Below are 17,096 nucleotides of genomic sequence, written 5' to 3'. Positions count from 1 at the left end.
ATCCAACATATGTAGCGGCTGACACAGCGCTTTCGCGAGCAAGCCCGCTCCCACAGGAGATATGTGGTGGTTGCGAGGTCATACCGCGACCTCTTCATCGGCTTTGGATTTACCAAAGCGCCGGCCCAGGCGGTCGAAGTACAGGTAAATCACCGGCGTCGTGAACAGCGTCAACACCTGGCTCACCAACAAGCCACCGACCATCACCAGACCCAACGGCTGACGCAGTTCCGCGCCAGACCCCGTGGCCAGCATCAGCGGCACCGCGCCGAACAACGCTGCCAGTGTGGTCATCAGAATTGGCCGGAAGCGCAGCAGCGCCGCTTGATAGATCGCCTCTGCCGGGGCCATGCCCTGGGTGCGTTCGGCGTCGAGGGCGAAGTCGATCATCATGATCGCGTTCTTCTTGACGATACCTATCAGCAGAATGATGCCGATGATCGCGATCATCCCCAGGTCGTTGCCACTGAGCAGCAACGCCAGCAAGGCGCCAACCGCGGCGGACGGCAAGGTCGAGAGGATGGTGATCGGGTGGATGTAGCTCTCGTAGAGCACGCCCAGCACGATATACATGGTCACCACCGCCGCCAGAATCAGCAGCAAGGTGCTCGACAGCGAAGCCTGGAACGCCTGCGCCGCGCCCTGGAACTGAGTCTGCACGCCGACCGGCATGCCGATGTTCTGCTGCACTTGCTCTATGATGTCCACCGCATGCCCCAACGCCACACCCGGCGCGAGGTTGAACGACATCATCACCGCCGGGAACTGGCCGATGTGAGTGATCGCCAACTGCGCCTGACGCTCTTCGACATGCGCCAGGCTCGACAGGCGCACCTGCGCGCCGTCGGTGGTCTTGACGTGAATCTGGTCCAGCGCCTGTGGGCCGATCTTCTCCCCGGCCTGGGCTTGCAGCACCACGCGGTACTGGCTGGCCTGGGTGTAAATAGTCGAAATCTGCCGCTGGCCGAACGCGTCATACAGTGCATCAGTAATGTTTGCCACCGACACGCCGAGGCGCGAAGCAGCATCACGGTCGATCACCAGATAGACCTGCAAGCCTTTGTCCTGCAAATCACTGGCAACGTCGGTCAACTCGGGACGCTGCGCCAAGGCTTCGACCAGACGTCCGCTCCACTGGCTGAGCAATTCCGAGTCCGGCGACGACATACTGAACTGGTACTGGGTGCGACTGACCCGATCCTCGATGGTTAGATCCTGCACGGGCTGCATGAACAGCCGAATGCCGACCAGTTTGTCCAGTTGCGGTTGCAGGCGTGCGATCACTTCGCTGGCCGTCAGATCGCGCTCGCCGTGGGGCTTGAGGTTGATCAGCAAGCGGCCGCTGTTGAGCGTGGCGTTGTCGCCGTCGACGCCGATGTACGACGACAGGCTCTGCACCGCCGGATCTTCCAGGATGATCTTCGCCAGTTCCTGCTGCCGCTCGCCCATCGCCGCGAAGGAAATCGACTGCGGCGCTTCGGAAATGCCCTGGATCACCCCGGTGTCCTGCACCGGAAAGAAGCCCTTCGGCACGATCACGTAAAGGAACACGGTCAACGCCAGTGTGCCGATGGCGACCAGCAAGGTCAGCGGCTGATGCTTGAGGACCCAGCGCAGCATCCGCCCGTATTCCTTGATCATCCAGTCGATGAACGCACCGCTGGCGCGATAGAAACGGCCTTGCTCATGTTCTTGCGGTTCACGCTTGAGCAGTCGCGCGCACATCATCGGCGTCAGGGTCAGCGATACGACCAGGGAAATCAGGATCGCCACCGCCAGGGTAATGGCGAATTCACGAAACAGGCGCCCCACGACATCGGCCATGAAAAGCAGCGGAATCAGTACTGCGATCAGCGACAGGGTCAGGGAAATCAGGGTGAAGCCGATCTGTTTCGCGCCCTTGAGCGCGGCCTGCATCGGACTATCGCCTTCCTCAATGAAGCGCGAGATGTTCTCGAGCATGACGATGGCGTCGTCGACCACGAAACCGGTGGCAATGGTCAGCGCCATCAGGGTCAGGTTGTTCACCGAGAACCCGGCCAGGTACATCACGCCGAAGGTGCCGATCAGCGACAGCGGTACAGCCACGGAAGGGATGATCGTCGCACTGGCGCGGCGTAGAAACAGGAAAGTGACCATGACCACCAGCGCGATGGCGATCAGCAGTTCATGTTGCACGTCGGTGACCGAGGCGCGGATGGTCTGCGTGCGATCCGTCAGCACAGTGACCTCGAGGCCGGCCGGCAGGTTGTCGGTGATGCTCGGCAGCAAGGCCTTGATGCGGTCGACCACTTCGATGACGTTGGCACCGGGCTGACGCTGGATGTTCAGCAGTACTGCCTGATTCTGATTGGCCCATGCAGCCAGACGCTCGTTCTCGGCGCCATCGACGATCTCGGCGACGTCCTTGAGCCGCAGCGGTGCGCCGTTCTTGTAGGTCAGGATGAGGTTGGCGTAGTCCTCAGGCGAGGTCAGCTGGTCGTTGGCATCGAGCATCGACACCCGGGTCGGGCCATCGAAGTTGCCTTTCGGCTGGTTGACGTTGGAGGCGCCGATCAGCGTGCGCACGTCCGACAGATTGAGGCTGTTGGCCGCCAGCGCTTCGGGGTTGACCTTGATCCGCACGGCCTGACGCTGGCCGCCGGCGATGCTGACCATGCCGACGCCGCTGATCTGGGCGATTTTCTGCGCCATGCGCGTATCGACCAGATCATTGAGCTTGGGCAGCAGCATGGTTTTCGAGGTGATGGCCAGGGTCAGCACCGGGGTGTCCGCCGGGTTGACCTTGTTGTACACAGGCGGCGCTGGCAGATCGGTAGGCAGCAGATTGGTCGCAGCGTTGATCGCGGCCTGCACCTGCTGCTCGGCAACGTCCATGTTGATATCGAGGCTGAAACGCAGGGTCAGCACCGAAGCACCGCCCGAGCTGGTCGAGGCCATTTGCGTGAGGCCCGGCATCTGCCCGAACTGGCGTTCGAGTGGCGCGGTGACGGCGCTGGTCATCACGTCCGGACTGGCGCCCGGATACAGAGTCATGACGCGAATGGTCGGGTAGTCGACCTGCGGCAACGCTGACACCGGCAGCAAGCGATAAGCGATCAGGCCGGCCAGAACAATGGCCAGCATGCTCAAGGTTGTGGCTACCGGACGGAGTATGAACAGCCGCGAAATGTTCATGCGCCCTTCTTGGCCTTATCGGCTGTGGTCGCATCAGGATTGGCGGCGGATTTGCCTTGCAGGTGTTCGGTTGGCGAGGTCGGCACTTCACTGCTTTCATTGACCACTTCGACTTCGCTGCCTTCCTTCAGGCGATCGGTACCTTCGAGCACCACGCGATCACCTGCGGCGAGGCCTTCGGTGACCACGGTGTTGTCACCGTCGCTGGCACCGATTTTCAGTTGGCGAATGGTGACTTTCTTGTCGCCGTCCAGCGCATAGACAAAGGTGCCATTGGTGCCGAACTGAATCGCTGCCGACGGTGCCAGCACTACACCTTTGAGCGTGTCGGCCAGCAAATGAACGTTGACGAACTGGTTGGGAAATAGCGACTGGTCGCGGTTATCGTAACGGGCCTTGAACTTGAGGGTGCCGGTAGCGACGTCGATCTGGTTGTCGAGGCTTTGCAGCACACCGGTAGCCTGCAGTTTGGTGTCGCCGCGGTCCCACGCCTCGGCAGGCAGTTTGGCGCCGCTGCGGTAACGCGCCAGCACGGTGTCGAGGCTGTTTTCCGGCAAGGTGAAGGCCACGCTGATCGGCTGCGTCTGGGTGATCACCGCGAGGAACGTGGTGTCGTTGGCGGCGACGAGGTTGCCGACGTCGACCTGACGCAGACCGACGCGGCCGGCAATCGGCGCGCGGATCTTGGTGAATTCAAGATTGAGCTTGGCGTCGTTGACCGCGGCCTGATTGGTCTTGACCGTGCCCAGGTATTGGCCGACCAGCGCTTCGGCGGTGTCGAGGGTCTGTTTGGCGATGCTGTCTTCTTTGTACAGACCGCGATAACGCTCGACGTCGACCTGGGCGTTTTTCAACTGCGCCTGATTCTGCAGCAAGGTGCCTTCGGCCTGAAGTAAAGCATTCTGGTAAGGACGCGGATCAATCTCGGCCAGCAGGTCGCCCGCCTTGACCATCTGCCCTTCTTCGAAATGAATCTTGACCAGTTCGCCGCCCACCCGGCTGCGGACGTTGATGGTATTGAGCGCGGTGACCGTTCCCAGCGCCTTGTAATACAGCGGGAAGTCGCCCTTCACCGCCGGCGCTACGCGCACCGGAATCGGCCCGGTACCGCCGCCAAAGCCCGGCCGCATCATCCCCGAGCGCCCGGTGTGCCCGGCGGCCGCTTTGTCGCCGCCTGCCTTGTCAGCAGAGCCGGCGGGCCAGAATTTCCAGCACAGGACAGCGATGACCAACAGGACAAGCAGGCTGATCAGCCAGCGACGGGATTTGCGGGGGGACGATTGCATGGAGTTATTGACCATTGGGCGCGTGGGCTTCTATTACGGGAGGCTGAACGATAAGCACTGAGTGGATTTAAGCAAAGCAGCTTTACCGGCAATTTACCTTCCACTTACGTTTCAAGGTGTAAGGCAAAACCCTGATACACAAATGAAAACGGCCTGGACAGGGCCAGGCCGTTAACAATTGTAAAAGCCTTACTTGAGAACGGACAGTGCCGCTTCGTAGTCAGGCTCTTCGGCGATTTCCTTGACCAGTTCGCTGTGCAGGACGTTGTCGTTTTCGTCCAGAACCACCACGGCGCGTGCGGTCAGGCCCTTCAGCGGGCCGTCAGCAATGGCCACGCCGTAGTTTTCGATGAACTCGCTGCCGCGCAGGGTCGACAGGTTCTGTACGTTTTCCAGACCTTCGGCGCCGCAGAAGCGCGCCTGGGCGAACGGCAGGTCAGCGGAGATGCACAGCACCACGGTGTTGCTGATGTCGTTGGCCTGGGCGTTGAACTTGCGCACGGAGGTGGCGCAGGTCGGGGTGTCGACGCTTGGGAAAATGTTCAGGACTTTGCGCTTGCCGGCGAAGTCTTGCAGGGTGACGTCGGACAGATTGCCGGCTACCAGGGAAAAGGCTGGCGCCTTGGAACCGGCTTGTGGCAACTGGCCGTTGACTTGAACCGGATTGCCTTTGAGGGTGACTTGGGCCATGACTTGAGTCCTTCTGTTTTTTGATTGGAAAGCATGCAAGAGGCGGAAGTTAACCACGAAATCCGCTGACGACCTATTCCCTGTTTGAAATTGTTGGGCGCTGGGTCGTGCGATTGTATACAACCCGCACAAATCCACCGATAGGAGTGAGCCCGCTCGGGATGGCGGCGGTACATTCAGTATCTTGATTGCCTGAGCTGACGCCTTCGCGAGCAAGCCCGCTCCCACAGGGGAATCTGTGGTGTTGGAAGATTTTGCGCCTGGCGCCAGTTGAATGTGGGAGTGGGCTTGCCCACGAAGGCGGCAGCACATCCAACATCGCAGTCGCCTGACCTGACGCTTTCGCGAGCAAGCCCGCTCCCACAGGGGAATCTGCAGTGTTGGGAGATTTTGCGTCTGGCGCCAGTTGAATGTGGGAGTGGGCTTCCCACGAAGGCGGCAGCACATCCAACATCGCAGTCGCCTGACCTGACGCTTTCGCGAGCAAGCCCGCTCCCACAGGGGAATCGATGGATGTGGAAGATTTTGCGCCTGGCGCCAGTTGAATGTGGGAGTGGGCTTGCCCACGAAGACGGCAGCACATCCAGCATCGCAGTCGCCTGACCCGACGCTTTCGCGAGCAAGCCCGCTCCCACAGGGGAATCTGCAGTGTTGGAAGATTTTGCGCCTGGCGCCAGTTGAATGTGGGAGTGGGCTTGCCCACGAAGGCGGCAGCACATCCAGCATCGCAGTCGCCCGACCCGACGCTTTCGCGAGCAAGCCCGCTCCCACAGGGGAATCTGTGGTGTTGGAAGATTTTGCGCCTGGCACTACTTGAGTGTGGGAGTGGGCTTGCTCACGAAGGCGGCAGCACATCCAGCATCGCAGTCGCCTGACCTGACGCTTTCGCGAGCAAGCCCGCTCCCACAGGGGAATCTGTGGTGTTGGAAGATTTTGCGCCTGGCGCCAGTTGAATGTGGGAGTGGGCTTGCCCACGAAGGCGGCAGCACATCCAGCATCGCAGTCGCCTGACCCGACGCTTTCGCGAGCAAGCCCGCTCCCACAGGGGAATCTGCAGTGTTGGGAGATTTTGCGTCCGGCGGCAGTTGAATGTGGGAGTGGGCTTGCTCACGAAGGCGGCAGCACATCCAGCATCGCAGTCGCCTGACCTGACGCTTTCGCGAGCAAGCCCGCTCCCACAGTGGTCGGTGTCGTAGCGGCAATCTTGGCCCCGGCACGAATCCCTGTGGGAGTGAGCTTGCTAACGCAGAGGCAAATCAGCCCCGCGGCATCATTTGGCTTCCGACTTCAGTTTCAAATAGGACTGATGCAGATCGCTCGCCCAACCATCGATCACCGCTTTCATATCAGCGGCTTTCATCACTTGGGAAGAGTTTTCCAGCGGTTTGCCGGTACCTTTGCGCACCACCTGCGCGATGACATGATTGGTCGCGCCGTCCATGAATACCGCTTCGGTGGCCAGCGTGGTTTCCTGATCGCGGATACCGCTGGCCGTGCTCACCGCTGCGGCGACCAGTGCAATCGGAATCACCTCATAGACATGCAGGCCTTCAGTCTTGCTGCTGACTGCGGTAATCGCCGGACGCACCACAATTACGCCGGGCCCCGGGCCTGCGGCCAACGGCAGCGATTTGCCGAGTTCGCGCTTGAGCGCCTGATCGTAATAACTGGTGATGCCATTGAGAGTCTGCTGGGGGATTTTCTCGGTGGCTTGCGGCTTTGGATACAGCTGGCTCGGTTCCACGTAAACGCTGGTGAATTTATTGATGTCGAGTTTCGGGTCCATCCAGCGCATCACCTCGGCACCAGAAGGTGACTTGGCCTCCTTCAGCTGGCTGTAGTCCTTGAGAAAGCCGGAATATTGGTCAGGCTCGACGGTTTTGCTGGAACAACCCACCACGCCAAGGGTGGCAATGCACAGCGTGCCCATCATGACGGCTAGCTTCATGCTGTAATTCCTTTGAGAGGCCAAGACATTTTGCATAGGGGAGATACAGGTATAGCCAAAACCCCGGCAAATGCGATGGTCGATGTCAAAGTTCATCGCCGATGGCACGTTGGCCGAGCCCACCGCTTTCGCGAGCAGGCCCGCTCCCACACAGACACCACTGTTCTAGAGCGCCTTGTTTTACCAGGACGATGTCTCTCCACTCCGCAACGCCATCTCCCGCCGGCTATTGGCGCGCATCGCCTTGATCAGCGACACCGTTCCCACCAGCAGAATCGCCGCACCAAACAAAAAGTCGATGTTGTACAGCTGGAAATCCTCCACCGGCCCGATGAGCAATGTGCGCACAACCGCAATCCCCACCAGCGTCGCGAGAAAGTCGATTCCCGGCTCATCGCGGTAAAACACCAGCATCAGCGGCAGGCACAGCACCAGCAAAAGCAACAACACCACAACCTTGAACGAGCCTTTGCGCTCGACGCTGAACGCGCACTCATGTGCACCGTACGGCTTGTAGTCCTCGTCTCGGATCATCGAGTTTTTCTCGTTGATGTAGTCGGCGCGGTTGTATTTCTGGATCGGCGTGAAGGTGTTGGACATCTCCATTAACGTGGTGATGTTCTTAAAGCGCAGGTCGACGCGCTCGCTGCCCTTGAGGTAATACAGCACCGGTTTGTAGCCGTAGCGGTAGGTGTCGAACGGGAACGCGGCGGTCTGGGCGTGCACGCCGATCGGCCGTGGTTCGAGTTCAGCGAAGGCGCTTTTGTTGGTCGACGAGAGGTTGCGGCTCAGCGGCTGCACCTTGACCTGCTCGAGGAAGATCGGCGTCACGCCGAACGACCACTGCAGCGGTTCCAGACGCAGGCGCAGTTCGTTGCGGCCCAGGTCGTAGCGGTTGAAAGTGCGTTCGGAAACCACCAGCGAACCGCCGACCATGAACTCGCCGCGCAAGTTGTTGGTGACGCGCAAGGTCAGTTGATCCTTGCCCAGCAACGCCGCTTCCGTGGTCGGTGGCGTGCCGCACCACGCGGTGCTTTCGCCGACACCGCCAAGCTGGCCGTCGCGGTTTTCCTTGAATACATAAAAGTAACTGGCCCACAGCGTCAGCAGCAAAAGCGACGCCGTGAGACCGAGGATTTTTTTGCCCGGACTCACTGATCAGACTCCCTTCTTCGGTTCCATCGTCCAGCCGAAAACCCGCTGGCGACGGCGACTCTACCAAAAGGCCATCAGTCACCCAAGGGAAAATGCCGGATCGACAGCGAACCTAAGGGTTTCCCCGGTGCGCGTCTCAACCCCTGTAGGAGTGAGCCTGCTCGCGATAGCGGTCTGTCAGGTTTGATTGTTCCCACGCTCTGAGTGGTCTGCGTCTTAATGGAACACGTGAGGCACGATCGCCGGGTGGATTTTGCAATCTAGGTGCGATCGCGAGGAATCAGGCTCTGCAGTTGCTGGGCAAGAAAATTGGCGTCGAAGGTAAACGTATCCGGATCCTTCAACCCATTGGTCTTGCGCCACTGCCACGCGCCATCCGCCAGCCCGACCAACGAAATGCTCCCATACCGCGCCGCCGTCAGCCCCATCACCGCCAGGGATATCTGCCCGCCGCTGCCCATCACATCCGGCACGAACTCCACCGGCTTACCGGCTATCACGATGCTCAGCTTTTCGGTCATGAAGGTCGACGTTTCTACCGGCACGCTCGGCCCGGACGCAACGTAAATCTCCCGACTCACTTCCAGCAGATTCGGTGCCTTGACCGGTGCGAGCCATTGCTCGATCTCATCGAACAACGCGCTGATCCGTGTGGCCCACGCGGCCGATTGCGTAGTGAACAGTTGCTTCTTGTGCGCTTCGCTATCGGCATAGTGGCGAAGCATTTCGCCCAGTTGCTGTACGTCGTTCATGGCGGTGTTCCTTGAAGAGTGCTGCGGACACCGAGCATGGCAGATGCGTGGCAACGGCAGGGGTAAATTTTTGATGGATCAAATTCCCGATCCAAACGACACTCACCGCAAAGCCCCATCCACACAGGAGCACCGCATGCGCACCATCGGCCTTATCGGCGGCATGAGCTGGGAGTCCAGCGCCGAATACTACCGTCTGATCAACCAGCAGGTCCGCGACCGCCTCGGCCCGTTGCGGTCGGCGCAGTTGCTGATGTACAGCGTCGACTTCGGCCCCGTCGAACAGGCACAGCATGCCGGGCGCTGGGACGAGGCGGCGGCGATTCTGCTGGATGCCGCACGCAGGCTCGAAGCCGGCGGCGCCGATTGCGTGGTGTTGTGTACCAATACCATGCACAAGGTCGCTGAGCAGATTCAGGCCGCGATCAGTATTCCGTTTTTGCACATTGCCGAACCCGCCGCGCAGGCAGCGCTGGAAATGGATGCACGAACGGTCGGATTGCTCGGCACGGCGTTCACCATGGAACAGGATTTCCTCAAGCAACGGCTGATCGATCAAGGCCTGACCGTGCTGGTACCGGACCAAGCCGAGCGCAAAGACGTGCACCGGATCATCTATGACGAGCTCTGCGTCGGCGTGATCAGCGAAGCATCACGACAAACCTACCAACGAGTGATCGAATCCCTGACCGCACGTGGCGCCCAGGCGATCATCCTCGGCTGCACCGAAATCGGCCTGCTGATCAAACCCGAACACAGCGCCCTGCCCTTGCTCGACACCACCGAACTGCATGCACAGTCGGCGGTGGCATTCGCGCTGGACGACTGATTCAGGGTTTTGATGAACCGCGCAGACGAGCCATGCTCAGGGAGTCGACCCACTGCCCGTCGCGCACAGCGTAATCACGCAATAGCCCTTCGGCCTCGAAACCGAACTTGCGGTAAAGGCCGATGGCCGCCTCGTTGTCGGCGTAAACCTTGAGTTCGACGCGGTGCAGGTTCATCCAGTTGTCAGCAACCTCCAGCGCCGCTGCCAACAACATCGAACCGACGCCCTTGCCCTGCCACGCTACCGCAACCGCCATGCCGAAACTGCCGGCGTGGGCGCGGCGTATTCTTGAGTAGGCCTCCAGGCCAAGATTGCCGATCACAACACCCTGGTGCAGCGCCACCAGTTTCAGCGCACGTTCGTTGTCGGTCTGCAATCGCAGCCGCCAGACTTCGCTGGACTGGAATGGCATCTGCAACACCTGCCGAGCGATGGCGGGATCGTTGTAGAGCGCGGTGATGCCTTCCAGATGGGATTCGCTGGAGCGTTCGAGGTGGATGGTGGGGGTTGGGTCTGGCATGGGGATCTGTCCGTGATCAGAGATTGGCTGCTCACTCTAAACCGCGGATCTTGAAACTGGCGAGGTTAAATTGTGGGAGCGAGCCTGCTCGCGAAAGGGCCATCAAGTCCGATGCAATTATTAGATTTAAACGAAGGTGTTTAAAGACACCTCCAGACACGCCTTCCAGGCTACAAATTCTTGCGCCATTGCCTACAGCTACGCCAGAATCCGCCGGATTGTGCGCCTTGGGGGTGGTTCTATTGCGGTCCGGTCGCTGACGAATCAGCGATCGGGTCTCGCAGCCCGTCGATCTCTGGACGCACAACACCCGCTATTTATGGCGGCTGTACGTGGGAGACCTTTGGGTCTGCCGGTTCTAGAGTCCCGGTCTGCGACCCGCGTATAGCTGCCACCTCCTTTTCGTATCGCAGCAAAATTTGGCGGCTCCGTCGACTCTAGGAGCTTCAAAATGATCAAACCAACACCCTACAGCCCCCGTGCGATGTACGCCGTCACCGCCGACACGAAAAACGAAGACCTGCTGGCCAATGCCTGCGAAACCCTCGCCTCCGCCAAAACCATCGCCCACGAATTCGCCGGGCTGGTGAAGCCGTCGCAACGGCGGACGCTGATGGGGATTGCGCAGTTGATCATGCTCGGGGAACTGGCGGTGAATCGGGTGCTGGATAATCTGGAGATGCCGCAGTAGCGGGCCTCGCTAAAAAGCTGTGACGAAGGCGTCGGCGCTGCCGACGCCTTCGCGGGCAGGCCCGCTACCACAGGGTTTTCTGTCGTTCACACGGCTGCGGTTACACCGCCAAATTTGTGGGAGCGAGCCCGCTCGCGAGGGCGACCGCCCGTCGGATATCACTCCAAACCTGTCAACTCTGACAGGTGTGCAATCGCGCCAATGCGCGTTAACTCACTCCGTCCCTTCCCGCACGGAGTCAGCGCCATGTCCAGCCCCAATGAACCCCTCGCCCTGGCGGAATTGAACATCCCCGGTCGCACCGGCCCGATGTGGAATGACCCGAAAGTCTTTGGCATCAACATCGCCGCCGCACTCGGCAACTTTCCGCTTAATGGCCTGCTGTGTCAGGCCGGCCCGTGGGGAAACATGGCCATTGGCGACAAGTTGACCATCTACTGGGGCATCGGGCAGAACGTCTGGGTTGAAACCGTCGACCAAAACGAGGTCAACACACAACTGCGCATGTTCGTGCCTTCCCGGCACATGGTCGATGGCCGCTTTGCGGTGTCCTATGTGGTCAAACCCTTGGGCGGCACGGATCAGCCCTCCGAAGTCATGCAAGTGCTGGTCAAGCTCACGCGCCCGGGCGGGCACGATGACAACGGCGACGGTGGGCATTCCAAGCTGATCATGACGATTCCCAAGGAGATTGCCGAGGGCGGCATCGACCAGGAAAACGTAGCCGATGGCGTGCCGATCACCATCGGCAACAACGATGGCACGTCGCCCTATCCGTTCGCCGCGGCCGGCGATGTTTGTCGCATCAGTTGGGGCGGCATCTTTGTCCACAGCGATCCGCTGACCGAGGATCAGGCTGAAGGCACAACGCCGATCATCGTGAAAATTGAAGAAGCCGTCATCCGCGAGGCCGGTGATGCGGACTCTCCCGGCGTGGCCGTGGTGTTCGAGGTGTACGACTGCGTGCTGAACCGCACCGAGGACTGGAGCGCCGAGCAGCGCGTCGTGGTGGCGGTGGATGCGACTCGGGCGGACGCGCCGTTGCTCAAGGAAACCGTGAACAACGTACTGGACGTCGACAAGCTGGGCGACGCCAATGGCACCGTGCAGATTATCGCCATGGACAAGAACAAATTCCAGGTCGGTGACATTGTATTCATCAGAATCAAGGGCACGCCCGTCGAAGGACCGCCGACTGATTGGGAACCATCAGCAGGCGTGAAGTTGGAAAGTGTGCCGAGCGTTATGGAGATCATGGCGTCCAACGCCGTGCTGCGCCAGTTGGCCAAGTCGCAGATCACCTTGTCGTATCGCGTGGAAAAAGCCGACGGCTCCGCTGATTTACGTTCCAAAAGCCAGTTCATCCGCGCCATCGGTGAAGTCCAGCGCCTCGCCGCACCGATCATGCTGGATGCCGTGTCCGGGGCCCTGGACCCTGATCTCAAACAGGTGCGCTGCGAGATCCCCTTCGACAAATCCTTCGTCGTAGGCCAGGTCCTCAAGATATTCATGCTCGGCACCACGCCAGGCCTCGACCCTTACCTGCCTGAGCTGCCTCTTCGGCCCATCACCCACAACGACATAATTGAGGCGAAACCGCTGTTGTACAACATCGACGGCAAGCATCTGGCCCCGGTCAACGGCGGCACGGCGGAGTTCTATTATCAGCAACTGATTGCCGATGCGGTGCTCGCCACGCTGCACCCGTTCGAGGCCACCCGTGCCATTCGCGAGTCGATTCACACGGACATCCTGCAAGTCGGCGAACCGCGCCTGGAACTGCCCGAACCGCACGTCGCCGGCGTGGTGGACGGCGTCCTGCCAGCCGACACCGCCGGCACCACCCTGACCGTGCCGTACACCGAAACGGTCAAAGGCGATGAAGTCTTCATGTTCTGGATCGGTTCGATCACCGGTGAGTACCCCGACTCGATCAAGCTGAACGAATTCACCGCCGGCAAGCAAGTGCCGTTCACCATCCCGGCCGCGATGATCAAGGGCAATGAAGGCGGAACGGTGATCGCCAAATACCACATCAAACGCGCGGATGGGCGGACGAGTCATGCCGAGCCGTTGGAGTTCAGTGTCGGGGTGGCGCTGGAAAATCCTTTGCCGCTGCCACAAATGCCACAAGCCACAGGCACCGGCGCCAGTGTCACCCTGGCACCCCTCGATGCCCAAACGGGTGCCCGAGTAGTCGTGGCTTACACCGGCATGAATGAAAAACACAGCATCAAACTCACCGTCCTCGGCACGCCCGGCGCCGGCTCACCGGACATCCCGGCGAAACCCGGTGTGACCAGCGGCAGCGTCGAATTCCTGATCCCCGCCGAAGCGGTTGCCGCCAACATCGGCAACAGCGCCAAAAGCTTCACCCTTCAATACGAAGTGACCTCGGGCTCAAGTAAAACCCCATCTCAAACGCTGACCGTCACCGTCATGCCGCTGCCGGCTGCGGAACTGGCCAAGCTCAGCATCGTGCAGGCCGAATGTGATGAACTGGATCTGAGCAAAGTAACAGCGGGCGCGACGTTCCGCGCCGGGGTCTGGGCATTCATGAAACATGGCCAGCCTGTGTGGGCCGAACTGAAAGGCAAAACAGCTCAGGGAGCAGCGCATAATCACGTGATATGGCGAGTGCCAGGCGCTGCGGTCAACCAGACCTGGATCAACGCCGGCAAATATGAACAGGCCGTGCCTTACAGCTATCTGAAGGATTTAGGTCATGACAGCGATCTGGAAATCCATTTCAAAGCGGCATTGACCCTGAGTCAGGTTGAGGCAGATGCCATTGTCGGGCCGGTGAAGCGTTATCGGGTGAAGGCCGTTGAGGATGTGGCGCCTACCATCACCTCGGTCAAAGACTCAAAAGGCCAGGACATCACCAACGGCGGCACCACCGTCGATACGACCGTGACACTGTCCGGTGTCGCCGCCAAGGGCCAGAAGGTAGAAGTGTTCGACGGCCCGACGTTGAAAGGCTCTGATACCGCCGACGCAACCAGCGGCGCCTGGATCGTGCCGGCCACCGGCCTGGGCGCGGGCGCCCACAGCTTCACCGCCAAAGCCAACGACAAGACTTCTGCGGCGTGGACCCTGACCGTGACCGCAGACACGGCGCCGAGCATTACTTCGGTTAAGGACACTGAAAACACAGAGATCGGGAATGGGGGCTATACGTTTGAGACTACTGTGAACCTTACCGGTAATGCGGCGAAGGGACAGAGAGTAGAGATCTTTGATTATAATAAATCGAAGGGACCTGCAACTGTGAGTTCAGAAACTGGTTTTTGGACTAGTATGATTTCAGAACTGGAATTCGGAATGCACAGCTTGACGGTCAAGGCATTGTATGGAAGTGAACAAATATCGACTCCACCTCGCACTTTCCAGATACCGGACGACGATATTATCATCAATCACTTCGGTCCCGACCGATACTTGGACAACCAGGGATTTGATGCGGGAAACGTAATAATTACATATAAAAACAATGGCGCAACCAGCTCCTCAATGCAGGGCGGTGAAAAGCTTTGGCTTACTACATATAATGGAGAAGTCAATAAAGCCATCATTGATTTGAAGGGTCAGCAACGACGAACGATTTTACTGGAATACAATTGTTATGGCAACGCCGAAATTCCTGTCGGACAACAAATCGGCAGCATAAATATTATAAACTCTCAAGGAAGCATAGTTTCTGCCAAGCCAATACTACGCACAAATAGTTTAGAAAAATACAATTTCGAATACACATTGCCTGACGGACAACTTTTCAGAAAATTTGAAATAGCAAAACAAATACCTCGGCAATATTTTATGTTCCTGCACATTTATAAGATAACGTGCAAAATCTAACTGGCTCGAATAGCGCTGGCGAGCCAATGGGGTCGATCCAACAGAGACCAAAATCCGCGCACTTTATTCGGTGATATTGATGTACGAGAGTGAGCGGGTTCAGACTACGCTGCCGCATAAGAGATCAATTGCGATAAAAGGAAACGGATTTATTTAAACAGCTAACCAGAGAAGTAACCAGCGGAGTTTATTCAAGGCTTTGTGCTGACCGCGAAAGAGCCGTCAGGGTTAGCGAAGTTCTTTGATTTAAACGAAGGCGTTTAAAAACACGTACCATCACGGTTTCTAGGCTACAAATTCTTGCGCCATTGCCTACAGCTACGCCAGAATCCGCCGGCTTGTGCGCCTTGGGGGCGGGTTCTATTGTGGTGCGGTCGCTGAATGTTCAGTGATCGGGTTTAGCAGCTCGGCAAATTCTCAAGGCACGCTGGGTCCGCCTCTTTTTATGGCGGCTTGCGTGGGGCACTTCGGTGCGCCGGGATCCTTGAGCCTGGTCTGCTAACCCGCGTAAAGCCGCCATCCTCTTCGTTTAGCAGCGATGGCGGACGGCTCCCTCTCTCAAGGAGCTTGACCACGATCAAACCCACACCCAACCCGACCGAAACCGACCCCACCTCCCCCTACGAATCCCTCGACTCAAAGAAACTCACCAAGCCGCCGACCGCGCCCTCGACCACTACCTCTACTCACCTGGCTCCACCCCACCGCCCTTCAGCCCTCGCGCTATGTACGCCGTCACTGCCGACACCAAAAACGAAGACTTGCTGGCCAACGCCTGCGAAACCCTCGCCTCCGCCAAAACGATCGCCCAGGAATTCGCCGGTCTGGTTAAGCCATCGCAACGCCGGACGCTGATGGGGATTGCACAACTGATCATGCTCGGCGAACTGGCGGTAAATCGGGTGCTGGATGATCTGGAGTTGCCGCAGTAGCGGGTCTTGCGACTGGCTCTGAATAAGGCGCTGGGCAGTGCTGACGCCTTCGCGAGCAAGCCCGCTCCCACAGGGGTTTGTGTCGCTCACACGGCTGCGGTTATAGCGCCGAATTTGTGGGAGCGAGCCTGCTCGCGAAAGTGGTTTGTCAGTAACTGAAGCTTCGACTGGCAGATTGCATGCGAGGGCGAGCCCGCACAGGGATTTGTGTCGCTCACACGGCTGCGGTTATAGCGCCGAATTTGTGGGAGCGAGCCTGCTCGCGAAAGTGGTTTGTCAGTAACTGAAGCTTCGACTGGCAGATTGCATGCGCAAGCAGGCTCGCTTCTACATGGCATCGCGTGAGAGCTGGCGATGCGCAGGGCACTATCGACCGTCCGTCCGGAAACCGCGCGCACCTGTCAGGTCTGACAGGTGCGCAATTTGTTTTCAATCACTCCGTCACTTCCCGCCAAGTGGTTCAAACCCATGTCCGCCAAAGACCAGCCCGCCACGCCTGGAGGATCCTCAATGAAATCAGGATCTCCAGCCGTACGAGATCTGGTGCTGGTCGAGCTCACCCGCTCCAGTGGCGAGGACCACAGAGAAGAGCCGGGGATCCGGATCTGGTCATCACCCTTCACGAGTAGATTTTAAGGGCGGTATCGCCGAGAAGAAACTCACCACCGGCATTCCGAAAACCACAATTGAAGAGGTTCGACAAATGTCATCCAACGCCCCAAACGAGCCTTATACAGAAGAAAATTTTGATCAATTGCCAGCCAAAGTTCTGGTGGACAATGGCGATATAATCGACACCCCTACAATGATCATCGTAAGAACTTTCCCGACTGGTGATGCGAGCCAGCAAATAGGGATCAAGCCTTCAGACATTTCCGCCCCTGAAGAGATGAGCGGCAACGTCTTCTTCGTACACACAAGCAGTCGCGCCGTACCTATCGTAACGTTCCATACCAAGGATGATTATAGAAGAATCAGTTTCTGGATCAGGAGTTTTACCAAAAACTTTCCAGTTGCGATATTGCAATTTATGAAAGAGTCAAAAGTGATAAAACCACAACTGTGTCCGCTGATATTACGCAAGGTGCCGTTTTCTGTGAAATTCATATAACGGGTGAGCTTGATAAAATAAAGCTGATTTCGGCAAACGCTCCAACCCATGACTTTCAGATTGATAATATTCGATTATACAAATAACCATGCCCGCATAACTTTTGCGATTCGTGAATGTGAGCATCACTGACCGCTGTGAGAGTCA

General features: G+C 58.6%; 10 protein-coding genes and 2 pseudogenes. 5 read left to right on the top strand and 7 right to left on the bottom strand.

Annotation, left to right across the window (positions count from 1 at the left end):
- Positions 1-78: 78 nt before the first annotated feature.
- From AB4N53_RS06015 to AB4N53_RS05990, 6 genes are all read right to left on the bottom strand, one after another.
- On the bottom strand, positions 79-3,177 hold the full coding sequence (locus AB4N53_RS06015) for an MdtB/MuxB family multidrug efflux RND transporter permease subunit (RefSeq protein ID WP_460118980.1): 3,099 nt from the start codon (positions 3,175-3,177) through the stop codon (positions 79-81).
- Positions 3,174-4,478, bottom strand: a complete 1,305-nt coding sequence (locus tag AB4N53_RS06010) for an MdtA/MuxA family multidrug efflux RND transporter periplasmic adaptor subunit (RefSeq protein WP_460118978.1) — start codon at positions 4,476-4,478, stop codon at positions 3,174-3,176. Before AB4N53_RS06010 ends, AB4N53_RS06015 begins: the two co-directional genes overlap by 4 nt.
- Positions 4,479-4,652: 174 nt before the next feature.
- Positions 4,653-5,153, bottom strand: coding sequence for a thiol peroxidase (gene tpx / locus AB4N53_RS06005; RefSeq protein ID WP_460118976.1), 501 nt, complete (start codon positions 5,151-5,153; stop codon positions 4,653-4,655).
- Positions 5,154-6,423: 1,270 nt separating this feature from the next.
- Positions 6,424-7,101, bottom strand: coding sequence for a DUF3313 domain-containing protein (locus AB4N53_RS06000; protein ID WP_460118974.1), 678 nt, complete (start codon positions 7,099-7,101; stop codon positions 6,424-6,426).
- 180 nt (positions 7,102-7,281) lie between these two features.
- Positions 7,282-8,256 (bottom strand): hypothetical protein, encoded by a 975-nt coding sequence (locus tag AB4N53_RS05995; RefSeq protein WP_460118972.1) that lies wholly within the window; start codon positions 8,254-8,256, stop codon positions 7,282-7,284.
- A gap of 260 nt (positions 8,257-8,516) precedes the next feature.
- The gene (locus AB4N53_RS05990; protein WP_460118970.1) at positions 8,517-9,008 is read right to left on the bottom strand and encodes a hypothetical protein; all 492 of its coding nucleotides are present in this window, start codon (positions 9,006-9,008) and stop codon (positions 8,517-8,519) included.
- 136 nt (positions 9,009-9,144) lie between these two features.
- Between AB4N53_RS05990 and AB4N53_RS05985 the strand changes: the two genes are divergently transcribed.
- The gene (locus tag AB4N53_RS05985; RefSeq protein WP_460118968.1) at positions 9,145-9,837 is read left to right on the top strand and encodes an aspartate/glutamate racemase family protein; all 693 of its coding nucleotides are present in this window, start codon (positions 9,145-9,147) and stop codon (positions 9,835-9,837) included.
- A gap of 1 nt (position 9,838) precedes the next feature.
- On the opposite strand, the gene AB4N53_RS05980 is transcribed toward AB4N53_RS05985, so the two are convergent.
- Entirely contained in the window at positions 9,839-10,357 is a 519-nt protein-coding gene (locus AB4N53_RS05980; protein ID WP_460118965.1) for a GNAT family N-acetyltransferase, read from the bottom strand.
- Positions 10,358-10,832: 475 nt separating this feature from the next.
- On the opposite strand from AB4N53_RS05980, the pseudogene AB4N53_RS05975 reads away from it, so the two are divergent.
- The 4 genes and pseudogenes from AB4N53_RS05975 to AB4N53_RS05960 all read left to right on the top strand — a co-directional run.
- Positions 10,833-11,048 (top strand): annotated as a pseudogene (locus AB4N53_RS05975) (DUF6124 family protein); the annotation flags it as partial.
- A 246-nt stretch (positions 11,049-11,294) separates the two neighbouring features.
- Positions 11,295-14,906, top strand: a complete 3,612-nt coding sequence (locus AB4N53_RS05970; RefSeq protein ID WP_460118963.1) for an Ig-like domain-containing protein — start codon at positions 11,295-11,297, stop codon at positions 14,904-14,906.
- 576 nt (positions 14,907-15,482) lie between these two features.
- A pseudogene (locus tag AB4N53_RS05965) lies at positions 15,483-15,838 on the top strand (DUF6124 family protein).
- Between the two features lie 703 nt (positions 15,839-16,541).
- Positions 16,542-16,949: a hypothetical protein gene (locus tag AB4N53_RS05960; protein ID WP_460118961.1), complete on the top strand. Its 408-nt coding sequence runs from the start codon at positions 16,542-16,544 to the stop codon at positions 16,947-16,949.
- The last annotated feature ends 147 nt before the right edge of the window (positions 16,950-17,096 follow it).

This window comes from Pseudomonas sp. H3_E04 (assembly GCF_054668915.1).
Note: the sequence above shows the minus strand (reverse complement) of the source record. Positions and strands in the feature narration are given on the sequence as shown.